The 25,922-nt window shown below is 71.3% G+C and carries 24 protein-coding genes and 2 tRNA genes; 15 read left to right on the forward strand and 11 right to left on the reverse strand.

Annotated elements, in window-relative coordinates:
- Nucleotides 1-281: 281 nt before the first annotated feature.
- Both SAM23877_RS40825 and SAM23877_RS17990 read left to right on the forward strand, forming a co-directional pair.
- The gene (locus SAM23877_RS40825) at nt 282-410 is read left to right on the forward strand and encodes a DLW-39 family protein (protein ID WP_003999697.1); all 129 of its coding nucleotides are present in this window, start codon (nt 282-284) and stop codon (nt 408-410) included.
- A gap of 163 nt (nt 411-573) precedes the next feature.
- Nucleotides 574-2,055 (forward strand): hypothetical protein, encoded by a 1,482-nt coding sequence (locus SAM23877_RS17990; RefSeq protein ID WP_244902960.1) that lies wholly within the window; start codon nt 574-576, stop codon nt 2,053-2,055.
- 13 nt (nt 2,056-2,068) lie between these two features.
- Here SAM23877_RS17990 and SAM23877_RS17995 read toward each other — a convergent pair whose 3' ends face one another.
- Both SAM23877_RS17995 and SAM23877_RS18000 read right to left on the reverse strand, forming a co-directional pair.
- Entirely contained in the window at nt 2,069-3,817 is a 1,749-nt protein-coding gene (locus SAM23877_RS17995) for a serine/threonine-protein kinase (protein WP_053134005.1), read from the reverse strand.
- 73 nt (nt 3,818-3,890) lie between these two features.
- Nucleotides 3,891-4,439, reverse strand: coding sequence for a helix-turn-helix domain-containing protein (locus SAM23877_RS18000; RefSeq protein WP_053134008.1), 549 nt, complete (start codon nt 4,437-4,439; stop codon nt 3,891-3,893).
- 179 nt (nt 4,440-4,618) lie between these two features.
- On the opposite strand from SAM23877_RS18000, the gene SAM23877_RS18005 reads away from it, so the two are divergent.
- Together SAM23877_RS18005 and SAM23877_RS18010 are read left to right on the forward strand one after the other, a co-directional pair.
- Nucleotides 4,619-4,691, forward strand: a tRNA-Ala gene (locus SAM23877_RS18005).
- 383 nt (nt 4,692-5,074) lie between these two features.
- Nucleotides 5,075-5,851, forward strand: a complete 777-nt coding sequence (locus SAM23877_RS18010) for an isoprenyl transferase (RefSeq protein WP_053134011.1) — start codon at nt 5,075-5,077, stop codon at nt 5,849-5,851.
- Nucleotides 5,852-5,937: 86 nt separating this feature from the next.
- On the opposite strand, the gene SAM23877_RS18015 is transcribed toward SAM23877_RS18010, so the two are convergent.
- Nucleotides 5,938-6,639: a DUF5324 family protein gene (locus tag SAM23877_RS18015; RefSeq protein WP_053134014.1), complete on the reverse strand. Its 702-nt coding sequence runs from the start codon at nt 6,637-6,639 to the stop codon at nt 5,938-5,940.
- A 397-nt stretch (nt 6,640-7,036) separates the two neighbouring features.
- Here SAM23877_RS18015 and SAM23877_RS18020 point away from each other — a divergent pair, with 397 nt between their 5' ends.
- Together SAM23877_RS18020 and SAM23877_RS18025 are read left to right on the forward strand one after the other, a co-directional pair.
- Entirely contained in the window at nt 7,037-7,570 is a 534-nt protein-coding gene (locus SAM23877_RS18020) for a peptidylprolyl isomerase (protein ID WP_053134017.1), read from the forward strand.
- 103 nt (nt 7,571-7,673) lie between these two features.
- Nucleotides 7,674-8,564 (forward strand): rhomboid family intramembrane serine protease, encoded by an 891-nt coding sequence (locus SAM23877_RS18025; RefSeq protein WP_053134021.1) that lies wholly within the window; start codon nt 7,674-7,676, stop codon nt 8,562-8,564.
- A gap of 257 nt (nt 8,565-8,821) precedes the next feature.
- Here SAM23877_RS18025 and crgA read toward each other — a convergent pair whose 3' ends face one another.
- Entirely contained in the window at nt 8,822-9,076 is a 255-nt protein-coding gene (crgA, locus tag SAM23877_RS18030) for a cell division protein CrgA (protein WP_053134024.1), read from the reverse strand.
- A gap of 121 nt (nt 9,077-9,197) precedes the next feature.
- On the opposite strand from crgA, the gene SAM23877_RS18035 reads away from it, so the two are divergent.
- The 5 genes from SAM23877_RS18035 to SAM23877_RS18050 are packed head-to-tail and all read left to right on the forward strand — an operon-like array spanning nt 9,198 to nt 12,682.
- Nucleotides 9,198-9,977, forward strand: coding sequence for a DUF881 domain-containing protein (locus SAM23877_RS18035; RefSeq protein ID WP_053134027.1), 780 nt, complete (start codon nt 9,198-9,200; stop codon nt 9,975-9,977).
- A gap of 45 nt (nt 9,978-10,022) precedes the next feature.
- The gene (locus SAM23877_RS37525) at nt 10,023-10,220 is read left to right on the forward strand and encodes a hypothetical protein (RefSeq protein ID WP_174532177.1); all 198 of its coding nucleotides are present in this window, start codon (nt 10,023-10,025) and stop codon (nt 10,218-10,220) included.
- Nucleotides 10,217-10,855 (forward strand): aminodeoxychorismate/anthranilate synthase component II, encoded by a 639-nt coding sequence (locus tag SAM23877_RS18040; RefSeq protein WP_053134030.1) that lies wholly within the window; start codon nt 10,217-10,219, stop codon nt 10,853-10,855. Before SAM23877_RS37525 ends, SAM23877_RS18040 begins: the two co-directional genes overlap by 4 nt.
- Nucleotides 10,852-11,901, forward strand: coding sequence for a class E sortase (locus tag SAM23877_RS18045; RefSeq protein ID WP_053134034.1), 1,050 nt, complete (start codon nt 10,852-10,854; stop codon nt 11,899-11,901). The genes SAM23877_RS18040 and SAM23877_RS18045 overlap by 4 nt, the downstream gene beginning before the upstream one ends.
- Before the next feature lie 13 nt (nt 11,902-11,914).
- Entirely contained in the window at nt 11,915-12,682 is a 768-nt protein-coding gene (locus SAM23877_RS18050; protein ID WP_053134037.1) for a class E sortase, read from the forward strand.
- A 105-nt stretch (nt 12,683-12,787) separates the two neighbouring features.
- Here the strand turns inward: SAM23877_RS18050 and pknB are convergent, their stop codons facing one another.
- The 6 genes from pknB to fhaA form a co-directional block, all read right to left on the reverse strand.
- Entirely contained in the window at nt 12,788-14,806 is a 2,019-nt protein-coding gene (gene pknB, locus SAM23877_RS18055; RefSeq protein ID WP_053134040.1) for a Stk1 family PASTA domain-containing Ser/Thr kinase, read from the reverse strand.
- Nucleotides 14,807-14,996: 190 nt separating this feature from the next.
- Nucleotides 14,997-16,469, reverse strand: coding sequence for a peptidoglycan D,D-transpeptidase FtsI family protein (locus SAM23877_RS18060; RefSeq protein WP_053134041.1), 1,473 nt, complete (start codon nt 16,467-16,469; stop codon nt 14,997-14,999).
- Nucleotides 16,466-17,902, reverse strand: a complete 1,437-nt coding sequence (locus tag SAM23877_RS18065; protein ID WP_053134044.1) for an FtsW/RodA/SpoVE family cell cycle protein — start codon at nt 17,900-17,902, stop codon at nt 16,466-16,468. The genes SAM23877_RS18060 and SAM23877_RS18065 overlap by 4 nt, the downstream gene beginning before the upstream one ends.
- Before the next feature lie 27 nt (nt 17,903-17,929).
- Nucleotides 17,930-19,492, reverse strand: a complete 1,563-nt coding sequence (locus tag SAM23877_RS18070; RefSeq protein WP_053142594.1) for a Stp1/IreP family PP2C-type Ser/Thr phosphatase — start codon at nt 19,490-19,492, stop codon at nt 17,930-17,932.
- 141 nt (nt 19,493-19,633) lie between these two features.
- On the reverse strand, nt 19,634-20,152 hold the full coding sequence (fhaB, locus tag SAM23877_RS18075; RefSeq protein ID WP_053134047.1) for an antibiotic biosynthesis regulator FhaB: 519 nt from the start codon (nt 20,150-20,152) through the stop codon (nt 19,634-19,636).
- A gap of 10 nt (nt 20,153-20,162) precedes the next feature.
- A complete protein-coding gene (gene fhaA / locus SAM23877_RS18080; RefSeq protein ID WP_053134050.1) occupies nt 20,163-21,047 on the reverse strand; it encodes an antibiotic biosynthesis regulator FhaA in 885 nt (294 codons plus the stop codon).
- A 571-nt stretch (nt 21,048-21,618) separates the two neighbouring features.
- Between fhaA and SAM23877_RS18085 the strand changes: the two genes are divergently transcribed.
- A tRNA-Leu gene (locus tag SAM23877_RS18085) sits at nt 21,619-21,705 on the forward strand.
- Nucleotides 21,706-21,800: 95 nt separating this feature from the next.
- On the opposite strand, the gene SAM23877_RS18090 is transcribed toward SAM23877_RS18085, so the two are convergent.
- Nucleotides 21,801-22,721, reverse strand: coding sequence for a dioxygenase family protein (locus SAM23877_RS18090; RefSeq protein WP_053134053.1), 921 nt, complete (start codon nt 22,719-22,721; stop codon nt 21,801-21,803).
- A 461-nt stretch (nt 22,722-23,182) separates the two neighbouring features.
- Here SAM23877_RS18090 and SAM23877_RS18095 point away from each other — a divergent pair, with 461 nt between their 5' ends.
- From SAM23877_RS18095 to SAM23877_RS18105, 3 genes are all read left to right on the forward strand, one after another.
- Nucleotides 23,183-24,628 (forward strand): DUF2252 domain-containing protein, encoded by a 1,446-nt coding sequence (locus SAM23877_RS18095; RefSeq protein WP_053134056.1) that lies wholly within the window; start codon nt 23,183-23,185, stop codon nt 24,626-24,628.
- Nucleotides 24,629-24,702: 74 nt separating this feature from the next.
- Nucleotides 24,703-25,518: a hypothetical protein gene (locus SAM23877_RS18100; protein WP_053134059.1), complete on the forward strand. Its 816-nt coding sequence runs from the start codon at nt 24,703-24,705 to the stop codon at nt 25,516-25,518.
- A 50-nt stretch (nt 25,519-25,568) separates the two neighbouring features.
- Complete coding sequence (locus SAM23877_RS18105) at nt 25,569-25,898, forward strand: rhodanese-like domain-containing protein (protein WP_053134062.1); 330 nt, start codon at nt 25,569-25,571, stop codon at nt 25,896-25,898.
- Nucleotides 25,899-25,922 lie beyond the last annotated feature (24 nt).

A 25,922-nucleotide genomic window follows, 5' to 3' on the forward strand; every position in this document is an offset into this window, starting at 1 on the left:
CCGCGAAGTGGTGGACCTCCACACGTGGCGCGGCGATGTTCAGATGAACACCACTCGGATGGCCGCAAGGCGCCGGAAAAGGTCCCCAGACGGGAGGGAGGGGGGCAAAAGTCACCGTCCGTGGAGATGTGATCACCCTCCGATCGGAACGGTTTCGTCCGTCCGTATCGGGCTCCGGAGACGGGAAGTTGGCCGTCGGCACAGGTCACCGATCGGTATCGGCCGGTGTGTATAGTCGGGCGCCAGAGGTCCCCTACGTCAAGGAAAGACGAGGTCGCGCGGTGAAGAAGCTTCTCCTGGTCGCACTGGCCGCCATCGGCGGGCTCCTCGTGTACCGCCAGATCCAGGCGGATCGCGCCGAGCAGGATCTGTGGACGGAGGCGACTGACTCCGTGCCCACGGGTTCGTGAGTAGGACCGACATCCGGTTCTGAGCAGACCCCGGCCGTCCTACGGTCGGGGTTTTGTGTTGCCCGGATTACGTGCGGGGGCGCGGGAGTACGGGGTCGCGCGGCAGGATGGGCCGGGGTCCGGTCCGTACGGCGGCGGCGCCGGCGAGCGCGAGGGGTGGCGGATGGTGGGACGGTGGTGTACGGCTCGACGCCGGGCCGGATCAGGGGACGACCGGCGTCCGGTGCCCACGACCGTGCGGCGTGTGGCGGTGCGACACGGGTCCGCACGCGGGGTGCGGGGGGAGGACGTGTCCGCACGCTCCTCGGGTGCGCGCGGTGATCGGGCGTACGGGGTGCCGGTGCGGTCGGCCGCCCTGACCGCCGTACTGGCCACGGCCGCCGCCCTGCTCGGCGGCCCGGGCCTGCTGGGCGGTCCGGGCCTGCTGAGCGATCCGGCCCTCGCGGCCGGTGCGCCCGCCGGCTACGCATTCGCCGAGGACGCCCGGCCGATCGAGGGCGCGAGCGGCACCGCGGACGCCGCCCCGCTGGAACCCGGCGCCACGTACCGCAGCTCCCTGCCGAGAAACGGCGTCCTCTATTACCGCGTCGCACTCGACGCCTCCTCCGACACCCACGTCTCCGTCACCGCCGTGCCCGGCTCCGCCGGGGAGGTCACCGCCGTCGACGGCATCCGCGTCTCCCTGCGGGACGCCGACGGCAACTCCTGCTCCACCGACAGCGCCACCTTCGGCGCCGCCCACAGTCCCCGCCCGGTCACCGCCTGGACCGTCCGCGAGATGGCGCCCGGCGCGACCCGCTGCCAGGACCCCGGCACCTACTACGTCACCGTCGAGCGGACCCGGCCCCAGGACTCCCCGCCCCGGGCCTGGGACCTGGAACTGGCCGCCGTCACCGAACCGCCCCCCGCGGCGGCCGACACGCCCACCACGCCCGGGCCCTGGGACTCCGCCTCACCCGAACCCCTCGCCGGCGCCCCGCAACGCCGTGCGGCCGGTGAGGGGTTCGCCCAGGCCACCTCGGTCGGGCAGGGTGTGTGGCGCGACGACATCCGACCGGGACAGACCCTCTTCTACGAGGTGCCGGTCGACTGGGGCCGCCGGGTGCACGCGACCGCGGAACTCGACGGCTCCGGCGACGCCTCCGGCTACGCCACCAGCGCCCTGCACCTGGCCCTCCACAACCCGGTGCGCGGCGAGGTCGACGACGCGGCCAAGGGGTACACCGGCCGCCGGACCACGGTCGGCCTCGCTCCCCTGCCTCCGGTGGACCACGCCAACCGGTACGCGGCGGACGGCCAGGTCGGCGGGATGCGGTTCGCCGGCGCGTACTACCTCGTGGTGCACCTCGCGGCGCAGGTCGCCGACGACTTCGGCGAGGGCCCCTTCGAGCTGACCCTGCGGGTCCGGCTCAGCGGGACGGGGCGGGCCGGGCCGCCGTACGCGGGGGAGTCCCGGCCGAAGGGCGTCTTCGAGGTCTCGGCCCAGGACCGGGTGGCCGCCCCGGAGGGCGGGGCCGCGGACGGCGGGGCCGCGGAGGGCGACGACCTCGCCATGAAGGCGGTCGCCGCGGGCGGGATCGGCACCGGCAGTCTGCTGCTCGTCGGCCTGGGCGTGTGGACGGCGGTGGCCCGGCGCAGGGCCTAGCGGACGTCCGTCCTCAAAGGCGGCTCAGGGCCCAGAAGCCCACGGCGTAGCAGGCCAGCGCGAGGAGCAGGAGCGGGACCGCGACCCTGGCCGGAGGGCCGGGCCGACGCCGCCGCCGACGACGCGCGCGGTGCTGCGCGGGCGCCTGCGCGGGAGAGGCCGCCCGCGGGGTGCGGGCGGTGTACGACGCGGTCGGGTCGTCGGCGCGCCGCGGCGGGGACGGTGTCATGGCCGGCGCGGGAGGTGGCGCGTACGCGGCCTCGTACCGCGGGCCGTGGGGACCGACCGGCGACGGCGACGGCGACGGTGCCTGGGGCTGGGGCTGGGGCTGCGGTTGGGGTTGGCGTTGGGGCTGAGGCTGTGAAGGTGGCTGGGGAGCGGGCGCCGGCGGGGAGGTGACGGTCGCCTGCGGGGGCGGCAGGCGGAAGCTGCCGGTCTCCGACATGGCGGCGGGCCGCACGGCCCCGCCGGACGATGCCGACGACCCGTCGTCCGAGGCGGGGACCGGTACCGCCGGGGTGGGCGGTGCCGGCGTGCGGGCCGGCGGGGGGCCGGTCGGGACGGGCGGTGACAGGCCGGGGGCGAGGGGACTTCCCGCCGAGGTGGGCGGAGTGCGGCCCGGTATGCCGTCGTGTCCCGCCGGCGCGTGGCCTGCCGGCGCGTGCTCCGGGAGCGGTGGGGTGCCGTCCGGAGGGCTCGGTGTCCGGCCGAGGGTGGATGGGGTGCCGTCCGGGGGTGTCGGTGGCCGGCCGAGGGTGGATGGGGTGCCGTCCGGAGGGCTCGGTGTCCGGTCCGGCGTCGGTGGGGTGCCGTCCGGAGCCGTCCCCGGGGTGGGGGGCCGTCGTGGGTCCGTCGGGGTGTGGTCGACGCCGGAGGCCCTGACGAGCGGCCCGGCGGGGCCGAACCCGGAGGGCAGCGGCCCGACTTGGTCGAAGATCTCGATCAGCTCGTCGTCGGGTCCGGGCTCCGGCAGCAGCTCCGCCGCGGCGGCCAGCGCCTTGCGCGCCCCGGTGGCGGTGCGGAACCTCGCCGGCGGATCCGGCTGGACCAGCGTCGCGACGACCTGCCACAGCGGCTCGGGAATGCCCTGCGGCGCGGGCGGCGTCCCGTGCTCGGCGAAGTACTGCACCAGCGCCTTGGCGTCCGGCTTGGCCCCCTCCAGCAGATACAGGGCGACCAGGCCCACGGCGAACAGATCGGCGGGGAAGTCCGGCTCCGCGCCCATCATCTGCTCCGGCGCGAGATAACCGGGCGTTCCCACCACGAGGTTGGTCTCCGTCAGCCGGGGCTCCCCCAGCCGCATCGCGATCCCGAAGTCGGACAGCCGCAGCCGGGGCCGGCCCGTTCCGGTGGCCTCCAGCAGCAGGTTGGCGGGCTTGATGTCACGGTGCACGACGCCCTCCGCGTGGACCGCCGCCAGCCCCGACAGGAGCTGGTCGAGCAGGGTGCACACGAACCCGGGCGGCAGGGGGCCGTAGTCCCCGACCAGGTGGACGAGCGAACCCCCGGTGACCAGGTCCATGGTGAACAGGACCTGGTCGTCGTCGGCGGCCCAGCTGGCGGGCGCCAGCACATGAGGGTGATCGATCCGCAGCGCCTGCTCGCGTACGAAGCGCAGCAGGGCGTGCGCGTCCCTCTGCTGGAGCACCTTGGCGGCCACGTAGCGCCGGCGGCGATGGTCCCAGGCGCGCCAGACGGCACCGACCCCACCGCGACCGATCGGGTCGACCAGCTCGTACCGTCCGGCGAAGACCTCACCCATGACCGTGCGTCGCTCCTCCCCTGGCGCCCCTTCGGCGCCCGGCCGCCACCCCCCTGGGCGGCCGGGCCCGCGATCAGTTCTGGTGGGACTGGTAGTGCGCCACCGCGTCCGAGGTGCGGCCGGCGCCGTACACCCGCAGGAACTCCGCCAGCTCCGGGTGGGTGGGGGAGAGCGCGTCCGCCGCGTCGATGATGTCGCCGGCCGCCGCCACCGACCGCAGCAGCGACTGGATCTCGCGCACCACGCGCTTGACCGTGGGTGCCCCCGAACTGTTCGTCGTCTGCGTGGTGTTGCTGAGCACCGAGCCCCCCTGCGACTTCTTGATCTCGTCCATGCGCTCCGTCGCCTCGGCCGCGCTCACGCTGCCGTCCGCGACCTGGCCCGCCAGCTCCTGCAGCAGCTGCACCCGCTGGACCACCGCGGGGTTGCCGATCTTCGCCCGCTGGCCGCTCATCAGCTGCGACAGCATCGGCGCGGACAGCCCCAGCACCCCCGCGAGACGGGCCTGGTTGAGACCAAGATCGTCGATGAGCCTACGGAAGAGCGCCCCCAGCGGCTCCCCGTACCAGTTCCGCTGCAGTTCCCGCGCTCTTGCGGTGGCTTCCTGCTGTGCGGCGTCCATTGCGTCTCCCCATCGCTTCCCCAAGAACCGCAGTTCGCTCCAGCGAACCACGCCGAGCATCTTACGGAGCGTGGTTGTTCCCCGGGAGCCCCAATCATTTGTGAGATACGGGGGGCGACCCGGTACTCTTGTCTGCGGCGCCCGCCGGTACGCGGTTCCTCCGGCTGGAAGCCTCCTACGGGGCCTTAGCTCAGTTGGTAGAGCGCTGTCTTTGCATGGCAGATGTCAGGGGTTCGACTCCCCTAGGCTCCACACCTCAAGAGCCCGTCCGACCTGCGGAAACGCAAGTCCGGACGGGCTCTTCGCATCCACGGCGGAGCCACGCCGCAGCCTCGGCGCGGCCGCGGCCGCGCCCCCGGAACAGCCGGTGGCGCAGCCGGCCCGTCACCCCTCGTGTCCGCCGCACAACGACTCGACGAAGAAGGCCAGTTGATCGACATGAACGACCGACCGCCCCCCGCGCCTCCCCGCGCGGGGGCCCACGGACGGACGCCGCTCGGCACCGGGGCGGTGCGGTCTGCTCTTGATATCGTCACCCCACAGGGCACCAGCGCCACACCCCTGCGGGGCGGTGCCACGTGGCTCATCGCCGTCGGAGCCGTCCGGTCGCTGCCGACGAGGTGGAAGGGGTAACCATGCGGGCGAAGGTTCGGGCCGCTCTCGACAAGCTCTATATGAAGCGCCTGGTCAGGGAGTTGGAGGGACGCCCACGCCCCCAGCACATCGGCATCATGCTCGACGGGAACCGCCGGTGGGCCAAGATGTCGGGCATCGACGACCCGCGTGAGGGCTACCGGGCCGGCGGCGCCAAGGTGCTGGACTTCCTGCGCTGGTGCGACTCCGCGCAGATCGAGCACGTCACCCTGTTCATGCTCTCCGACGACAACCTCCACCGGCCCGAGGACCAGCTGAACCCGCTCATCGACATCATCGCCGAGGTCGTCGAGCAGCTGGCCGCGCCGGGGAACCCCTGGCCCGTCGAAGCGGTCGGGGCCCTGGACCTGCTGCCCGCGGAGTCCGCGAGCCGCCTGAAGACCGCCACCGCCGCCACCCAGGACCGCAAGGGCGGAACCAAGGTCGACGTCGCCGTGGGCTACGGGGGTCGCCGGGAGATCGTCGACGCCGTACGGTCCGCCCTGACCGAGCACAGCTCGCAGGGTGGGGACATCGACGAGTTCATCGAGACCTTCACCATGGAGCACATCTCCAAGCACCTGTACTCCAAGACGCGGTCCGAGTCCGACCTCATCATCCGCACCTCGGGCGAGCAGCGTCTCTCCGGATTCCTGCTCTGGCAGTCCGCCTACGCCGAGGTCCACTTCTGCGAGACCTACTGGCCGGACTTCCGGGAGATCGACTTCCTGCGCGCCCTGCGCTCCTACTCCCTGCGCGAGCGCCGCTACGGTCGCTGAACGACCGTTTCACGTGAAACAACGCCGTGGGGCGGGAGACCTCGAAGTCTCCCGCCCCACGGCGTCGCGCGTCGGCCCCGCTGAGGTCAGCGGGGTTCCTCACCCTCCGCCGCCTCGTCCTGCGCCTGCTTGGCCTGGACCTCGGGGTCGAGGATCGCCTCACCGGTGCCGTCCACCGACGTCAGCCGCCCCGCCTCCGGAACCTCGGTCGCCTCCGGCGGCTCCACCAGCCAGTCCGGGTTGGCCTGCTTGTCCCACCACTTCCAGGCGGCGAATGCGCCGCCCGCGACGACACCCGCCACCGCCAGGGCCTTGGCGATACGACCGGCCCTCGCCCGTCGCTGGTGCCTGCGCGTCAGCTTCTGGATCTCCTTGGCCGTGACCTGGCCCCGCAGCGCGGCCAGCGCGGCGGCACCCCGCGCCGCGGCCTCGTCCCTCACGGGTCCGGCCGCGGCCACCGCCTGCTCGATCATCGGCTTGGAGTAGTCGGCCGCCTGCCGGGCGGCCAGGCGCGTACGGACGGCAGCCTCCTGGGCGGCCGCGTCCATCTTCGGCGGAACATGCGTACGGGCCTGCTCCAACCGCGGCGCGACATGCGTGCCGTACTGGAGACGAGCCTGGCATGCGGCCTGCGACACCTTGGGCGCCAGCCGTCCGCGCGCCTCCTGTGCGTAGTGCGCGGCCCTGTCCTTGGCCGTGTCGGCGTAGGGCGCCACCACTTCCGCGGCGTGCAGCACGCTGTCCTTCGCCGAACCGGTCGCGGCGCGCACGCTGTCGATGCGGGTCACGGGTTCCTCCTCCTCGGTGGCGTACGGTAATTCGACTTTCCACCCTTTTACGGATCATGCCTGCGGACGCACTGCCAGGCATGTGAGGGCGGGCATCCGGGTCACGGACGATGTCTCCGGGCTCTCTGGGGCAAGTGATACGAAGTTGCGGACAAGAGCCGATCAATCTCGATAACGGATGAATACCGGGCAACGGGAGCCTGCCGACGACAATGCCACGGATCGGCGCCCCGCGCTCGTGACCCAGTAGTACTCGTCGTAGCACCTCCTCCCGTCACCCGAGCGGGTATCCGCAACCGGCGTCGCCGAATCGGAGCAGGTTCCGCCCGCCGGTCGACGTACGCGCCCCGGGCCGTGCGAGGATCGGTGGGCACGAGAAGACGACGGAAGGCACATCGTGGCCGAGCAGCTCTACGCCACCCTGAAGACCAACTACGGCGACATCGAGGTCCGGCTCCTGCCGAACCACGCCCCGAAGACGGTCAGGAACTTCGTCGAGCTCGCCAAGGGCGAGCGGGAGTGGACCAACCCCGAGACCGGGGAGAAGTCCACGGACCCGCTCTACGACGGCACGGTCTTCCACCGGGTGATCAGCGGCTTCATGATCCAGGGCGGCGACCCCCTGGGCAACGGCACCGGCGGCCCCGGTTACCAGTTCGAGGACGAGTTCCACCCCGACCTCGCCTTCGACAGGCCCTACCTCCTGGCGATGGCCAACGCCGGTCCCGGCACCAACGGTTCGCAGTTCTTCGTCACGGTCTCCCCGACGACCTGGCTGAACCGCAAGCACACGATCTTCGGCGAGGTCGCCGACGCCGCCGGCCGGAAGACCGTCGACACCATCGCCGCCGTACAGACCAACCCGCGCACCGACCGTCCGCTCCAGGACGTCGTCATCGAGTCGGTCGTCGTCGAGACCCGCGAGGGCTGACCGAGCGGCACACCGGGCAGGAACCAAACGCCCCGCTCATCCGTAAAGATGGGCGGGGCGGTGCGATGGCGCACACCGCTCGCAGGACGATCGAGGGGAAGCCATGGATCACGCGGCAGCCAGCTCACCCGATGCCCGGAGCCTGCCCGGCTGCTACCGCCACCCGGACCGTGAGACCGGCATCCGCTGCACCCGCTGCGAGCGGCCCATCTGCACGGACTGCATGGTCAACGCCTCCGTCGGCTTCCACTGCCCCGACTGCGCCGCCGGTCGCACGGGCGGCCACGGACCCGCCCCGGCCGCGTCCCGGCCGCGCACCCTGGCGGGCGGCACCGTCGCCGCCGACCCGCACCTCCTCACCAAGATCCTCATCGGGATCAACGCGGCGGTGTTCCTCGCCGTCCACGCCCTGTCGGACTCGTTCCTGAGCGACATGGTGCTGATCGGACGCTGGCCCCCGGCCCCCTTCGTCCCCACCGAGGGCGTCGCGGAGGGCGAGTGGTACCGCCTGGTCACCACGATGTTCACGCACGAGGAGATCTGGCACATCGGCTTCAACATGCTCAGCCTCTGGTTCCTCGGCGGCCCCCTGGAAGCGGCTCTCGGCAGAGCCCGCTACCTCACGCTCTACCTCGTCTCCGGCCTGGCCGGCAGCGCCCTCACCTACCTGCTCGCCTCGCCCAGCACGGCCACGCTCGGCGCCTCCGGCGCGGTCTTCGGACTGTTCGGCGCCACCGCCGCTCTCGTACGCCGGCTCAACGCGGACATGCGGCCGGTCGTCATCCTGCTGGCGATCAACCTGGTCTTCACCTTCACCTGGGCCAACATCGCCTGGCAGGCCCACATCGGCGGCCTCGTCGCCGGCGCCGTCGTCGGCTACGCCATGCTCCACGCACCGCGCGAGCGGCGCGTCCTCGTGCAGTACGGAGCCTGCGCGCTGGTTCTCGTGGCCGTCGTAGGGGTGACCCTGTTGAGGACCGTCCAGCTCACCTGAGCACAGGTTTGTCCACAGCGGGTGCCCGATCTTGTGCACAGCGTGCGGGAACAGGTGTGCCCCCTGTCACTGACCCGTGTTTTCGCAGGTCAGGCAGGGGGCGAACATGTTTTCGGTTGCCGGTACTTCCGTCACACCGGCGTCAATGCCCAGCGGGTTATCCACAGATCGTCTTTCTTTTCCCCACCGTGTGGACAGCGCCTGTGGATAACTCCGTGGATAGCCCTGGGCAGAGCTGCTGTCGGGCTATCGCCGGGCTACTTCCACTGCGTGGAGACGCCGAATCCGGCGGCGATGAAACCGAAGCCCACCACGATGTTCCAGTTGCCCAGCGAGTCGACGGGGAGGGAACCGTCGGTGACGTAGAAGAGGACGATCCAGGCGAGGCCGATGACGAACATGGCCAGCATGACGGGCGCGACCCAGCCGCGGCTCGTCAGCTTGATGGTGGTCGCCTGCTTCGAGGGCGGCGGCGTGTAATCGGCCTTCTTGCGGATACGTGACTTCGGCACGAGGGTCTCTCCTGTCGATGCGCTGCGTGGCCGCGCAGGGAACGGGGTCGGGGACTTCGAGCGCTCCCCCGGGCGTCCGTTAGCGTAGTGCTTCCGTGGCGCCGAAGGAGATAAGGGTACGTTGAGCAATTCTGCCGACTCCCCCCAGGCGGGATCCAGCCCTGTCCGCCGGCGCCGTTTCCGGCCCTTGCGGGTACTCACGGCGGCCGTCTTCGCTCTCGCGGGGCTCATTTTCTTCACCAGCTTCGACACCGCCAAAGGCACCGATATCCGTACGGACGCCTCTTTGCTCAAGTTGTCCGATCTCATCCACGAGCGCAGCCGGGAGAACGGCGGCCTGGAGGAGTCCAACGCGGCCCTGCGCGAGGACGTCGACGCGCTCGCCGACCGGGACGACGGCAGCACCAAGGCCGAGGACGACAAGCTCGCGGAGCTGGAGAAGAAGGCGGGCACGCACAAGCTGAAGGGCGAGGCGATATCGGTCACGCTCGACGACGCCCCGCCGGACGCCACCGCCAAGCTGCCCGGCTACCCGGAGCCGCAGCCCGACTACCTGGTGATCCACCAGCAGGACCTCCAGGCGGTCGTGAACGCGCTCTGGCAGGGCGGCGCCGAGGGCATCAAGGTCATGGACCAGCGGCTGATCTCCACCAGCGCGGTGCGCTGCGTGGGCAACACCCTGATCCTGCAGGGCCGCGTCTACTCACCGCCGTACAAGATCCAGGCGGTCGGTGATCCGGAGCGGCTGAAGGAGGCGCTCGCGGCGTCGCCGACGATCCAGAACTACATGGTGTACGTCAACGTCTACGGGCTCGGCTGGAAGGTCGAGGACGACGGGACGGTGACGCTGCCGGGTTACTCGGGCACGGCGGACCTGCACTACGCCCAGCCTGTGGATTGACGCCGTTCCGGAGGGCACCACGCCGCTAGTCTGGTGCGGTACGGCGTGAGTCTGGCGCCGTGGTGCGACGGAAGGGACGGCATGTACGGCTGGATCTGGCGGCATCTGCCGGGGAACGCGTGGGTGAAGGCACTGCTCTCACTCGTGCTGGCGGTGGCCGTGGTCTACGTCCTCTTCCAGTACGTCTTCCCGTGGGCCGAACCGCTGCTTCCCTTCAACGATGTGACGGTGGACAACCAGTGAGCGCGCGCATCCTCGTCGTCGACAACTACGACAGCTTCGTCTTCAACCTGGTCCAGTACCTGTACCAGCTGGGCGCCGAGTGCGAGGTGCTGCGCAACGACGAGGTGTCCACGGCGCACGCGCAGGACGGCTTCGACGGCGTGCTGCTCTCCCCCGGACCGGGCACGCCGGAGCAGGCGGGGGTCTGCGTGGAGATGGTGCGGCACTGCGCGGCGACCGGGGTGCCGGTCTTCGGTGTCTGCCTCGGCATGCAGTCCATGCAGGTGGCGTACGGCGGCGTGGTGGACCGGGCGCCGGAGCTGCTGCACGGCAAGACCTCACCGGTCGAGCACACGGGCCGGGGCGTCTTCGCGGGCCTGCCCTCGCCCTTCACGGCGACGCGGTACCACTCGTTGGCGGCGGAGCCGGCCACGGTGCCGGCCGAGCTGGAGGTGACGGCGCGTACGCACGACGGGATCGTGATGGGGCTGCGCCACCGTGAGCTGCCCGTGGAGGGCGTGCAGTTCCATCCGGAGTCGGTGCTCACCGAGCACGGGCACCGGATGCTGGCCAACTGGCTGGCGGAGTGCGGCGACCAGGGCGCGGTGGCGAGGTCGGCGGGGCTCGCCCCGGTGGTGGGCAGGGCCACGGCGTGACCGCGCTGCGCCCCGAGCGCGACTCCGGCGCGGCCGGTGACCAGGGATCCTCGTACGGGTGGCCGTACGGGGATTCCGGTGCGTTCGGGGACGGTCGTCACGAGGACCTCTCGTCGACCGGGCCGTACGGCCCGGTCGTCGACGACGAGACGGTGGCGCTGCGGGTGCCCGGCCCGCCGCCGGCGCGGGCCGGGGCGGCTCCTCCCGCGGACAGCCCGGCGGTCGGTGGGCGCGCGGCCCGCAGGAAGGCCGCGAAACGGCGTCACGGGCGCCGTGGGGCGTCCCGCGGGCCGTCGACGGTGTCCGGGTCGGCCGCCGAGCCGAAAGCGCCTCTGTCGCGCGTGGAGGCGCGTCGGCAGGCCCGTGCGCGCAAGCCGGGTGCCGCGGTGATCGCCAGCCGTGCGATAGGCGAGGTCTTCATCACGACCGGCGTGCTGATGCTGCTGTTCGTCACCTACCAGTTGTGGTGGACGAACGTGCGGGCGCAGGCGCAGGCGGACAGGGCGGCGAGCAACCTGCAGGACGACTGGGCGAGCGGGAAGCGCAATCCGGGGACCTTCGAACCGGGGCAGGGCTTCGCGCTGCTGCACATCCCCAAGCTGGACGTCGTGGTGCCGATCGCGGAGGGCATCAACAGCAAGAAGGTGCTGGACCGGGGCATGGTCGGGCACTACGCCGAGGGCGCGCTGAAGACGGCGATGCCGGACGCGAAGACGGGCAACTTCGGGCTGGCGGGGCACCGCAACACGCACGGGGAGCCGTTCCGGTACATCAACAGGCTGAGCCCGGGCGATCCGATCGTCGTGGAGACGCAGGACGAGTACTTCGTCTACAAGATGGCGTCGATCCTTCCGGTGACGTCGCCGAGCAACGTCAGCGTCCTCGACCCGGTGCCCCAGCAGTCCGGCTTCAAGGAGCCCGGCCGCTACATCACCCTCACCACCTGCACGCCGGAGTTCACGAGCAAGTACCGCATGATCGTCTGGGGCAAGATGGTCGAGGAACGGCCGCGCAGCAAGGGCAAGCCGGATGCGCTCGTCAGTTAAGGGCGGATGACCAGTGGCATCGACCACCGACACGCAGCACCAGGAGCACGCCGGCGAGGACGGCCCACCGGAGCCCGCGGCACGCCGCCGCGGCCCCGGGCGGATCGTCGCCCAGGTCGTCAGCGTCTTCGGCGAACTGCTCATCACCGCGGGCCTGGTGCTCGGCCTGTTCGTCGTCTACTCCCTGTGGTGGACGAACGTGGTCGCCGACCGCGCGGCGGACGAGCAGGCCGACAAGGTCCGTGACGACTGGGCCCAGGACCGGGTCGGGCCGGACGGCCCGGGAGCGCTCGACACCAGGGCGGGCATCGGCTTCCTGCACGTGCCGGCGATGGGGAACGGCGACATCCTGGTCGAGAAGGGCACGTCGATGAAGATCCTCAACGACGGCGTGGCCGGCTACTACACGGACCCGGTGAAGGCGACGCTGCCCACGTCGGGCAAGAAGGGCAACTTCTCGCTCGCGGCCCACCGCGACGGGCACGGGGCGAAGTTCCACAAGATCGACAAGATAGAGGAGGGCGACCCGATCGTCTTCGAGACGAAGGACACCTGGTACGTCTACAAGACCTACGCCGTCCTTCGCGAGACCTCGAAGTTCAACGTCAAGGTCCTCGACGCGGTGCCCCGGGAGTCCGGCAAGAAGAAGCCCGGCCGCTACATCACCCTGACGACCTGCACACCGGTGTACACGAGCAAGTACCGGTACGTGGTCTGGGGCGAACTGGTCCGCACGGAGAAGGTGGACGGGGACCGGACGCCCCCGGCGGAGCTGCGGTGAGCTGACGGTGCGTGTCCGGGACCTCGGCCCCGGACACGCGAAGGGCCCCGAGAACGCGAAGGAGCCCCGGTCCCTCGTCCGAGGGACCGGGGCTCCTGCGGTGGGTCAGTCGTCGCTGCCGCGGAGGCCGCCGATGAAGCCGCCGCCGTTGTCACCGCCGCCGTTGCCGCCGCCGTTGCCGCCGACGGTGGTGAGGGTGATCTGGGTGGCCGCCGGGTCGTCGACCTCGGTGCCCGCCGGCGGGGTCTGCTGTATCACCACGGCGTTGCCGTCCGCGGGGCCGGAGACCTGGATGTTGGTGAAGCCGGCCTGGTTCAGGGTCTGCTGTGCCTGACCCAGGGGGGTGCCCAGCTTGATCTCCGGGACCTTCGTCTTCGCCACGGCCTTGCCGACGACGATCGTCACCTTCGACCCCTTGTCGACCTGCTGGTTCGCCGAGGGTGTCGTGGAGATGACCTTGTCGACCTGGTTCGGGTCGTTGGTCGGCTGGTCCGTGCAGGTGGCTTCGAGGTCGTTGTTCTGCATCTGGGCCTTGGCCTCGTCGCAGCTGCGGCCGAGCACGTCGGGCACGGTGGCCTTCTCCTCGGCCTTGGCGACCTCCAGGGTCACCGTGGAGCCCTTCTCCAGCTCGGTGCCCGGGTCCGGGTCCTGGCTGAGGACCGTGCCCTCGTCCTGCGAGGACTCGGTCTGCTTGGTCTCGACCTCGAAGCCCTTGGCCTCGAGCTGCCGGGTGGCCTCATCGACGTTCTTGTCGATGACGTTCGTCACGGCGACCTTCGGCGCACCGGTGGAGACCACCAGGTTGACGGTGGACTCCTTCTTGACGTCGGTGCCCTGCTCGGGGTCCTGGTCGCAGACGTTGCCCTTGGGCTGTTCCTCGCAGGGCTTCCGCTCGACCGTACCGAGCTTCAGGTCGGAGTTGGTGAGCAGCTGCTTGGCGTCGGCCTGGGACTGGCCGACCAGGGCGGGCACCGCGACGTTGTCGTTGCTCGGCCCCCCGTCGTCGCCGAAGACCTGCATGCCGATCAGGATCGCGCCGACGAGGACGAGGACGCCGGCCAGGACGAGGAAGATCGTCGAGGTGTTCGACTTGCGCGGCTGCTGGCGGCGCCGGTCGGGGCGCTCGTCGTAGCCGTAGCCGCCGTCGTCCGGGTTCATGGGCGGCAGCATGGTCGTGGCGCCCGCGCCGGCGTCGGAACGCAGGGCGGTCGTCGGCTGGTCGTCCGGATAGGCGCCGTAGCCCCCCGCGGCCATGGCGCCCATCGCGGCGGTGGCGGCGACGGGCTGGCCGTCGAGGCACGCCTCGATGTCGGCCCGCATCTCGTCGGCCGACTGGTAGCGGTAGTCGGGGTCCTTGACCAGCGCCTTCAGCACGATCGCGTCCATCTCGGGCGTGATCTCGGGGTCGAAGACGCTGGGCGCCTGCGGTTCCTCGCGTACGTGCTGGTAGGCGACGGCGACCGGGGAGTCGCCGACGAAGGGCGGCCGTACGGTCAGCAGCTCGTAGAGCAGGCAGCCCGTGGAGTACAGGTCGGAGCGGGCGTCGACCTGCTCGCCCTTGGCCTGCTCCGGGGAGAGGTACTGGGCGGTGCCGATCACCGCGGCCGTCTGGGTCATCGTCATGCCGGAGTCGCCCATGGCGCGGGCGATGCCGAAGTCCATGACCTTGACCTGGCCGTTGCGCGTGAGCATGACGTTGGCCGGCTTGATGTCGCGGTGGACGATGCCGGCCCGGTGCGAGTACTCCAGCGCCTGGAGGATGCCGATGGTCATCTCCAGCGTCCGCTCCGGCAGCAGCTTGCGGCCGGAGTGGAGCAGCTCACGGAGCGTGGAGCCGTCGACGTACTCCATCACGATGTACGGGATCGACACGTTGTCGATGTAGTCCTCGCCCGTGTCGTAGACCGCCACGATCGCGGGATGGTTGAGCGAGGCGGCCGACTGGGCCTCCCGGCGGAAGCGGGCCTGGAAGGACGGATCGCGCGCGAGGTCCGCGCGCAGCGTCTTCACCGCCACGGTGCGGCCGAGCCGGGTGTCATGCGCGAGGTAGACCTCCGCCATGCCACCACGGCCGAGCACCTGGCCCAGCTCGTACCGGCCGCCGAGGCGACGCGGCTCTTCCATGGTTACCTACCAGCCCTCTCCGTCGGTCCCGACCGGCATGCTTGTACGGTCGGAGGCTGCCGTCCGGCCTACCGTACCCGGCTCGTTCCGGGTGACCTGGCCAAGCTCGATACCCGATACAGGACCGGTATCGCAACGTGCGCCTATGTGAAGGGGACGTGACCGGAGTCACGCCCTGTTCAGCTCGTGGTCACTTCTTGCTGTCCAGAACGGCCTCCATCACGTTCTTCGCGATCGGCGCCGCGAGGCCGCCGCCGGAGATGTCGTCGCGGACGGCGTTCTCGTCCTCGATCACCACGGCCACGGCGACGGGCGCGCTGCCGTCGTCGCCCTTGGCGTACGAGATGAACCAGGCGTAGGGGTTCTCGCTGTTGTCGACGCCGTGCTGTGCGGTGCCGGTCTTGCCGCCGACGGTGACGCCGTCGATCCGGGCGTTGGTTCCCGTGCCGTCCTCCACGACGGTCTCCATCATGGACTGCAGGATCTGGGCGTTGTCCGCGGAGAGCGGCTTGCTCATCTCCTCGGGCTCCGTCTTCTCGATGGTGTCGAGGTTCGGGGCCTGGAGCTCGTCGACCATGTACGGCTTCATCAGCGTGCCGTTGTTGGCGATGGCCGAGGTGACCATGGCCATCTGGAGCGGGGTGGCGGCGGTGTTGTACTGGCCGATGGAGGAGAGCGCGGTCTGCGACGGGTTCATGTCGTCGGAGAAGACCGAGGCGCTGGAGCGGACGGGGACGAACTGCTCCTCGGTGAAGCCGAACTTCTTGGCCGTCTCGAGCATCTCGTCGTTGCCGAGGTCGGAGCCGATCTTGCCGAAGACCGTGTTGCAGGACACGCGCAGGGCCTCGCGGAGGGTGGCGTTCTCACAGGGGAGGTCGCCCTCGTTGGGCAGTTCGGTGGTGGTGCCCGGCATGGTCCAGGGCAGCGGGGAGTCCGTCTTCTCGTCCGCCGAGTCGTACCTGCCGTGCTCCAGTGCGGCGGCCGCGGTGAGCACCTTGAAGGTGGAGCCGGGCGGGTAGACCTCGCGCAGGGCGCGGTTGAGCATCGGGTCGTTCGGGTTGTTCTTCTTCTGGAGCCTGTTCCAGGCCTCGCCGGCCGCTTCGTTGCTGCCGGCGATCGCGGTGGGGTCGTACGACGGGTAGGAGGCCATCGAGAGGATCTTGCCGGTGGACGGTTCGAGCGCCACGACGGATCCCTTGGCGCCCTGCTTCTTCAGACCGTCGTAGGCGGCCTTCTGCGCGGCGCTGTTCAGGGTGGTGACGACGTTGCCGCCCTCGCGCTTGCGGCCCGTGATCATGTCGAGGGTGTTGCGGAAGAAGAGCCGGTCGTCGTTGCCGGTGAGGATGCCGTCGTCGATGGCCTCGAGCTGCGTCGCGCCGTAGGCCTGGGAGACGTAGCCGGTGACGGGCGCCCACATGGCGCCGTCCTTGTAGGTGCGCTTGTACTTGAAGTCGCCCTTGGTGGTGGCGTGTCCGGTGATGGCCTTGCCGTCGACGATGATGTCGCCGCGCGGGGTGGCGTACCGCTCGATGGCGACACGGCGGTTGTGCTCGTCCTCCTTGAGCTCGTCGGCCTGGACGTACTGGAGCCAGTTGTCGCGGACGAGCAGGGTGAGGACCAGGAGGCCGCAGAAGATCGCGATGCGGCGCAGTGGCTTGTTCACGGTCGGACCACCTGGGTCATCTCGGCGTCTGGGTTGGCGGGAGCGGCGGGTGCCGGTCTGCGCGCGGTGTCGCTGATGCGCAGCAGGATGCCGATCAGGGCCCAGTTCGCGATGACGGAGGAACCTCCGTACGCCAGGAAGGGCATGGTCATACCGGTGAGCGGGATGAGACCCATGACACCGCCGGCGACGACGAACACCTGGAGGGCGAAGGCGCCGGACAGGCCGATGGCCAGGAGCTTGCCGAAGGGGTCGCGGGCGGCGAGGGCGGTGCGCACGCCGCGTTCCACGATCAACGCGTAGAGCAGCAGCAGCGCCATGAGACCGGCCAGGCCGAGTTCCTCGCCGAAGGTGGCGAGGATGAAGTCGGAGTTGGCGGCGAAGCGGATCAGCTCGGAGTGGCCCTGGCCCCAGCCGGTGCCGAGGGTGCCGCCGGAGCCGAAGGCCCACAGGGCCTGCATGGCCTGCTCGGAGTGGCCCCCGACGCCCGCGCGGGAGAGCGTGTACTCCTTCATCGGGTCGAGCCAGGCGTCGACGCGCTGCTGGATGTGGGGTTCGAAGCTGGCGACGCCGACGGCGCCGACCCCGGACATCAGCAGACCGAAGACGATCCAGCTGGTCCGCTCGGTGGCCACGTACAGCATGATCACGAACATGCCGAAGAACAGCAGCGAGGTGCCGAGGTCGGTCTCGAAGACCAGGATGAGGATCGAGACCATCCAGACGACCAGGATGGGGCCGAGGTCGCGGCCGCGCGGCAGGTAGAGGCCCATGAAGCGGCGGCTGGCGAGGGCGAGCGCGTCGCGCTTCACCATCAGGTAGCCGGCGAAGAAGATCGCCAGGACGATCTTGGCGAACTCGCCGGGCTGGATGGAGAAGGAGCCGACCTGGATCCAGATCTTGGCGCCGTAGATGTTCTTGCCGAGGCCCGGGACCAGGGGCAGCAGCAGCAGGAACAGGGCGCCGACCATGGAGATGTAGGTGTAGCGCTGGAGGACGCGGTGGTCCTTGAGGAAGATCATCACGGCGACGAACAGGGCGATGCCCATCGCGGTGTACATCAGCTGGCGGGGCGCGGCGGTGCCGGCCTGCTGGATGTCCTGGAGCAGCTCGGACTGGTCCAGACGCCAGATGGCGACGAGTCCGAGCCCGTTCAGCAGGGTGGCCAGCGGCAGCATCAGCGGGTCCGCGTAGGGGGCGAACTTGCGCACGACGAGGTGGCCGACGCCGGCCAGCAGGCCGAGCCCGAGGCCGTAGCTCAGCAGGCCGGCGGGCACCTCGTCGTTGATGGCCAGCCCCACGTTGGCGTAGGCGAAGACCGGGATGAGGACGGCGAACACGAGCAGTGCCAGCTCGGTGTTGCGCCGGCTCGGCGCGCCGATGGCGCCGATCGTGGACGTGTGGTGCGTCGGCGAGTTGGTAGTACTGCTCATCGTGTGACAGGGCCTCTCACGGCTTGCCTACTGCTTACCGCACAGCGAGACGACCTTCTGCTCTTCCTCCGAGAGGGTCGGTCCGGAGCCTGGAGTGGGTGCGGTCGTGGACGGGGACTCGGACGATTCGGGTGCCTTCGGCGACTGCGACGCGTTCGGTGACACGTTCGGAGTCGGTGAGGCCTTGGACGTGAAGGAGGCGGGAGTGGTTCCCGTGGTGCCTCCGGCCTCGCCCTCGCCCGTCTTCGCGTTCTTCTCGGTCTCCGCGGTGCGCCGGTCGGCCTGCTTCTTGCAGGCCGAGGCCTGCACCGCGAGTTCCTCGATCTTGGCCCGGGCGTTGTTCAGGTCGCTCTCGGGGATGGTGGCCTCGACCAGTTTCTGCTGGTAGGGCGGCAGGTACTTGAGTTCGATCTCGGGGTGGTCCTTCTGGACCTTCGAGAGCGACACCCAGGCGAGGTCCTGGCTGATGCCCCGGTACAGCGCGAGGTGGTCGTCCTTGGTGCCGACGTAGTACTGGGTCTGCGTCCAGCGCCAGCCGCCGTAGACGCCGCCGCCGATGACGGCGAGGGCGAGCACGGTGTACAGGGATCTCTTCAGCCACCGCCGGTTCTTGCGGGGCTTGACGAAGTCGTCGGGACCGTAGTCGTCGAAGTCGCCGGCGGGGATGTAGCCGGTGGTGTCACCGCTGCCGGGCGGGCCGAACTCGCCGCCCCCGCGGCGCTGTCCGCCGCCCTGGCGGCCGAGGCCGGCGGCGCGGCCGGCCGGGGTCTGCATGATGCCGTTGTCGCCGAACTGGGCCTGGTTCTCGGCGACGGCGCCGACGACCACGGGGGTGTCGGAGAGCTGTCCGGCGAGGGTGTCGCCCGTGTCGAGGTCGAGGACGTCGGCGACGATGACGGTGATGTTGTCGGGGCCGCCGCCGCGCAGGGCGAGCTGGATCAGCTCCTGCACGGTCTCCTGGGGGCCCTGGTAGCTGGCGAGGGTGTCCTCCATCGTCTGGTGGGAGACGACGCCGGAGAGTCCGTCGGAGCAGATGAGGTAGCGGTCGCCGGCCCGCACCTCGCGGATGGACAGGTCGGGTTCGACGTGGTCGCCGCTGCCGAGGGCACGCATCAGCAGGGAGCGCTGCGGGTGGGTGCCCGCCTCCTCCTCGGTGATGCGGCCCTCGTCGACGAGGCGCTGCACCCAGGTGTGGTCCTGCGTGATCTGCGTGAGGACGCCGTCGCGCAGCAGATAGGCGCGGGAGTCGCCGACGTGGACCATGCCCAGGCGCTGGCCGGTCCACAGCAGGGCGGTGAGGGTGGTGCCCATGCCTTCGAGGGCGGGGTCCTCCTCGACCATCTGCCGCAGCTGGTCGTTGGCGCGCTGCACGGCGGTGCCGAGGGAGGTGAGGATGTCCGAGCCGGGCACGTCGTCGTCGAGGGCGACGATGGTCGAGATCACCTCCGAGGAGGCGACCTCGCCGGCGGCCTGGCCGCCCATGCCGTCGGCGATGGCGAGCAGGCGCGGACCGGCGTAACCGGAGTCCTCGTTGCCCTCGCGGATCATGCCCTTGTGCGATCCGGCGGCGAAGCGCAGTGACAGACTCATGCGCACCTCGCCCGTCGGCTCCGACTGCAGCCGGTCGTGTCGAGCCACACTGCCCACCCTCCGGTCGGGAGCGCGCCGGGGCCCGGGGTGCCGGCCGCCGCTGCGTGCTCGCTCCGCTCGCGCTCATTCATTGGTGTAGCACTACTTCCGCAGCTCGATGACGGTCTTGCCGATGCGGATCGGCGCGCCCAGCGCAACGGGCGTGGGGGTCGTCAGCCGGGACCGGTCCAGGTACGTGCCGTTCGTGGATCCCAGGTCCTCGACGATCCACTGACCGTTCTGGTCCGGGTAGATCCTGGCATGGCGGCTGGAGGCGTAGTCGTCGTCCAGCACGATCGTCGAGTCGTGTGCCCGGCCGAGCGTGATGGTCTGGCCCTGGAGGGCAACGGTGGTGCCGGTGAGGGTGCCCTCCGTCACGACCAGTTTGGTGGGCGCGCCCCGGCGGCCCCGGCCGCCGCTCTGCTGCTGGCGCTGCGGTGGAGGCGCCTGGCCCTGGCGCGCGGTGGCCTGCTGTGGTCGGGCGGCTTCGCGCCGCGCCCCGCGCTGGGTGACCCGCGTACCGAACAGGTCGCTGCGGATGACCTGCACGGCCACGATCACGAACAGCCACAGTACGGCCAGAAAACCCAGCCGCATGACCGTGAGGGTCAGCTCTGACATTGCCCCCGGATCACCCTTCGGCTTGCCTATAGATAACGGTGGTGCTGCCCACGACGATCCGCGAGCCGTCGCGGAGCGTAGCGCGGGTGGTGTGCTGCCCGTCCACCACGATGCCGTTGGTGGACCCGAGATCCTGGATCGTCGAGGGCGTTCCGGTCCGGATCTCGCAGTGCCGGCGGGAGACGCCGGGGTCGTCGATCCGCACGTCGGCCTCGGTGCTGCGTCCGAGCACGAGGGTCGCGCGGGAGATCTGATGGCGGGTGCCGTTGATCTCGATCCAGTGGCGGGTGCGTCCGCCGGCCGCGGGTGCGGCCGGGGGCTGCTGGCCGCCCGCGGGCTGCGGGTAGCCGTATCCGCCGGGGCGTCCGCCGGGCGGCGGGGCGCTCGGCATGGGCGGGGCGCCCGCGGGGGCTGCGGGCTGCGGGTACCCGTAGCCACCGCCCGGGGCGCCGGGCCGCCCGGAGGGGGCGGCAGGCGCGGCCGGGCCCGCGGGCGCCGGGCCGCCGCCCTGATGGCTGCTGGAGGAGGCGAGCGTACGGCTGCGCACCCGGTACAGACCGGTGTCCAGGTCGTCGGCCTTCTCCAGGTGGACCTTGATCGGTCCCATGAAGGTGTAGCGCTGCTGCTTGGCGTAGTCCCGGACCATGCCGGCGAGCTCGTCGCCCAGCTGGCCGGAGTAGGGGCTGAGGCGCTCGAAGTCGGGCGTGCTCAGCTCCACGATGAAGTCATTGGGTACGACGGTGCGGTCGCGGTTCCAGATGGTCGCGTTGTTGTCGCATTCGCGCTGGAGCGCTCCCGCGATCTCCACGGGCTGCACCTCGGACTTGAACACCTTCGCGAAGGTGCCGTTGACCAGACCTTCGAGACGCTGCTCGAACTTCTTCAGGACTCCCATGGGGCACCTCCTCCGTCGCTGCCGTCCTGTCCACTGCCGTGCGCACTGCCGCCTTGCGTGCTGCCTTGCGTACTGCGTTGTGTACTGCCGCCTTGCGTACTGCTGCCTTGTGTCCTGCCCGGGTGTCTACCGCTCACCCGCGCACTGTCCACCTGGTACTGCTTACTGATCGTATCCACGCGCCGGTCGATCGGCTGGTTCCCCCTGTCGGCCCGGTCGACAGGTGTCGACGCCTCTCGGAGTTCCCGCCGAAGGTCCCCTTCGAACTCGCGGGGCCCCACGGGACGCGCTCCCGCAGGTACTCATGCCCAGGATCGTAGAGGCGGCCGCAGACCAGTGTCCCGCACCTGGCCGCGGACCCCTACCGGCTCCCGGGGAGACGGCCCGGACCGGTACGAGGTTGATACGTGAACGGCCGGCAGTCGGGACGAGTGCCCGAAGGAGGGCGGGCGCCCCGGTCCCCGGCCCCTCCCGCCTGGAAAGGGATGTGAATCCACCCCGTACAGCGTGCTAATGTTCTCGTGTCGGAAGGCGCCGGACCGCAAGGAAAGGCCCCGAGGACACACCCAATGCGCGGGTGGCGGAATAGGCAGACGCGCTGGATTCAGGTTCCAGTGCCCGCAAGGGCGTGGGGGTTCAACTCCCCCCTCGCGCACCAGTCGAAAGCCCCCCAGGTCTCGGACCTGGGGGGCTTTCGCATGCCTGGGCGCGGTGCGCCGGCCTCCGGTGTGGCGTCGCGTTGTGAGGAAGGTCTCAGGGCTCGGAGCGCCACAGGGCGGGCACGTTGGGCGGTTCCCAGCCCGCCATCGAGGTGTGCGCCTGGAGACAGCGGTAGGAGCGGCCGCCGTGGGTCACGCGGTCGCCGACGGCGTACGGGCGGCCGGCCGTCCAGGTGCCGCTCGGCGGGTCGGTCGGCGGTTCGGTGGGGTCAGGGCCCGGGGCGCCGTCCACGTTCAGGACGAAGTCGAAGGTGGCCGTCCTGCCGCCGCCGACGGCGCGCACGTTCATCAGCAGTGCCGGGTCGAAGAGGGCGTCCGTGCCGTTGCGGGGCTCGCCGGGGAAGTACAGCTGGGTGGTCAGGACGGGTTCACCGGGGGCCTGCGCCTTGACGTGTATGTGCCGGGTACGGCCCGGATAGAGGCCGGGGACGATCGTCCGGAGGGTGAACCCGCCGGAGGCGTCGGTGAACTGGTGGCCGCGGAAGGCGTACCCGGCCATGTCGTAGGCGCCGGCGTTGTCGGCCTGCCAGAAGTCGAGGAGGACGCCGGGCAGGGGGACGCAGTTCCGGCCGAAGACGTAGCCGCTGACGGTCAGTCGGGTGCCGGCGGTGCCGGGCGTCACCAGGTCGGTGCGCAGCGGGGAGTTCGGTCTGAAGTAGGGGCCCTCCATCTGGTCCGGCGTCGGGTCGTCCCCGTCGTCGCAGAAGGGGGTCGGCGGCAGGGGCCGGTCGGTGGAGGAGCGGACGGCGTCCCGGGCGAGCGCCAGGGAGCCGGTGGCGAGCAGCGGGACGGCCGCGCCGGCGGCGACGGCCGCCCTGAGGAGCGTCTTGCGGCTGATGCCGCGGTCGGTGGCGGGGGCGGTGGCGGGGCCGGGCTCGGTGGCGGGGCCGGAACCGGTGCCGGAACCGGTGGCGGGGTCGGGGCCGTCGGGGACGGCGGGCGTGTCGGAGGTCATGGCGGTTCCTCGGTCTCCTCGGTGGGGGTGGTCCCTGGGGAAGGCGGACGGGACGTGCGGCATCCGGGACGTCGGGGACAGGGAGCGCGCCCGCCGGCGCGGGGCAGGCCGCCGTTGTGGCTTCGGCGGGCGCGCTCCGTGGTGATCGCTGGAAACCGTAGGCGCGCCGGTGGGGGCGCGGGCACCCCCTGTTCCGCCCTCTGCCCGGCGTTATGCGGGCGCTGGGGCTGGGCCGTGTACGGGCGGGCCGGCCGGGGGTACGGTCGTGGCGCGGCGGCGTCGGTGGACGGCGGCGGCACGGTGCGGTGCGGGTCGGGTAGGTGTCGGGTCGGGCAGGAGTCGGGTCGGGTGAGGCCCGGGTCGGGCAGGGCTCGCGTCGGGCAAGGCGCGGGTCGGGTACGGGTCGGGGTGCAGGTGAGTCGCGTGCGAGTCGGGTACGGGGAACGGGGAGGGCGGCCGGGATGACCGGGGCGAAGCAGGGGGCGGGTACGGACGCGGGGGCGCCCGCGGGCGCGAAGGAGGGCGCGCGGTTGCCGGTCGTGCCGGGGTTCGCGGAGTGGCCCTGCGGCGGCTCGCCGAAGGCCGAGGGCAAGGCGCTGCGCACGCGCGTCCCGCGCTCCGCGCACGCCGCCCTCGACCTGGACGGTTCCCGGCCGGACGCGGTGAGCGCGGTGGAGGAGTCCAACCGCGGCCGGATACCCGGGCTCGTCCCGCTCCGGGCGGGACGGATGTCGGCCACGCCGTTCGCCTTCCTGCGCGGGTCGGCCGGGCTGATGGCGTACGACCTGGCGCGCACGCCGACGACCGGGATCGGCGCGCAGATCTGCGGTGACGCGCACGCCGCCAACTTCGGCCTCTACGGGGACGCCCGCGGTGACCTGGTCATCGACCTGAACGACTTCGACGAGACGGTCTTCGGCCCCTGGGAGTGGGACCTCAAGCGGCTGGCCACCTCCGTCGTCCTCGCGGGCCGCGAGGCCGGAGCCGACGAGGACGCCTGCCGCGAGGCCGCCCACGGCACGGCCGGCGCCTACCGGCGCACCATGCGGCTGCTGGCCAAGCTCCCGGCGCTGGACGCCTGGAACGCCATCGCGGACGAGGAACTCGTCTCCCACAGCGACGCCCACGACCTGCTCGGCACCCTGGAGCGGGTCTCCGAGAAGGCGCGGGCCAACACCAGCGGGCGCTTCGCCGCCAGGTCGACCGAGTCCACCGAGGACGGCGGACGGCGCTTCGTGGACGCTCCGCCGGTGCTGCGCCGGGTCACGGACGAGGAGGCGGCGGCGGTCGCGGCCTCCCTGGAGCAGTACCTGACGACCCTGTCCGAGGACCGGCTGCCGCTGCTGGCCCGCTACGCGGTGCACGACGTCGCCTTCCGGGTCGTGGGTACCGGCAGCGTGGGCACGCGGTCCTACGTCGTGCTGCTCCTGGACCATCGCGGCGAGCCGCTCGTGCTCCAGGTCAAGGAGGCCCGGCCCTCCGCGCTGCTGCCGCACCTGGCGACCGCGGGCTTCGACGTCCCCGAGGTCGCGCACGAGGGGCGCCGGGTGGTCATGGGGCAGAAGCGGATGCAGGTGGTCAGCGACAACCTGCTGGGCTGGACGTCCGTCGACGGGCGGCCGTACCAGGTGCGGCAGTTCCGCAACCGCAAGGGCAGCGTCGACGCCACGGCCCTGGCCGCCGACCAGATGGACGACTACGGGCGCATGACCGGGGCCCTGCTGGCCCGCGCCCACGCGCACAGCGCCGACCCGTGGCTCATCGCCGGCTACTGCGGCAAGAACGGTGAACTGGACGAGGCGGTGGCCGCCTTCGCCGTGGCCTACGCCGACCGCACGGAGGCCGATCACGCCGAGCTGGCCGCCGCGGTGCGGGCGGGGCGGGTCGCGGCGGAGCGGGGGATGTGAGGACGGTTCCCGGGCTCGGGCGGGCCGCCGCGCGGGCCGGAGGGGGCGGGCGGATCGTGGCCTAGGCTGGACGGGTGACGACGCCGGAAGCTGAGCCCGAGCAGGGGGGTGCGCCGCGTCCCGAGGAACGGCTGGAACAGGCCGTACGGGCCGCCGAGCAGGCACTCATCGAGTACGAGATCGCGCTGGAGACCTTCCGCGTGGAGGTCGAGAACTTCTCCCGGCTGCACGAACAGCGGCTCGGCCCGGTGTACGCGCGGCTCGAGGAGCTGGAGGCGCAGATCCTGGAGGCCCGGGCGGCCCGCACCGGCGACGCCGAGGACCGGCGCCGGGCCGACGAGGCGCGGGCCGCGCTGCTGCCGATCCCCGGGGTCGAGGAGCTGCTGCACGGCTGGATGGACGGGGACGGGCTGTTCCCCGAGGCCTCGGCGATGCTCACCGACCAGGCGGTACGCCCGCCGCAGCGGGTGCGCCCTGGTGAGGAGGCCCGCAAGCTCTACCGCGAGCTGGCCCGCAAGGCCCACCCCGACCTGGCGCAGGAGGAGGACGAACGGGTCCGGCGTGAGGAGTTCATCACCCGGGTCAACGCCGCCTACGCCCGCGGTGACGAGGCGCAGCTGCGGGAGCTGGCCGAGGAGTGGGCCGCCGGTCCGGTGCCCGAGCGGCGCCCGAGTCGCGGCGAGGAGCTGTACGCCCGTCTCGAATGGCTCGACCGGCGCAAGGAGATGCTCACGCTGCTCGCCAAGGAGCTGGAGGAGAGCGCGATCGGCGCCATGCTCCGGCTGGCCCCGGACGATCCCGACCGCCTGCTGGAGGAGATCGCCGAGCAGTTGGCGACCCAGGTGCGGGAGCGGGAGTCGGAGCTGGCGGCGGCGCTCGGGCAGGACTGAGCCGGGGCGCCGGCTCCGGTAGCGTCTGGGGCATGAGTTTCGGAGCTGGTGTGCCCACGGTCGAGGTCACGGACCTCAAGGACGGCGACTTCCTGCTGGACGTCCGCGAGGACGACGAGTGGCAGGCGGGTCATGCCGCCGGGGCGCTGCACATTCCCCTCAGCGAATTCGTGGCCCGGTACGGTGAGCTGACCGAGGCGGCGCCGCAGGACGGCCGGGTCCACGTGATCTGCCGGTCCGGCGGACGTTCGGCCCAGGTCACCATGTACCTGGTCCAGCAGGGCGTCGACGCCGTGAACGTCGACGGCGGCATGCAGGTGTGGGCCGCGGCCGGCCGGCCGGTGGTGGACGGCAAGGGCGAGCCGGGGCACGTCCTCTAGGACCGTCCGGTCCGTCCTGCGCGT

The organism is Streptomyces ambofaciens ATCC 23877 (assembly GCF_001267885.1).
GTDB classification, from domain to species: Bacteria; Actinomycetota; Actinomycetes; order Streptomycetales; family Streptomycetaceae; genus Streptomyces; species Streptomyces ambofaciens.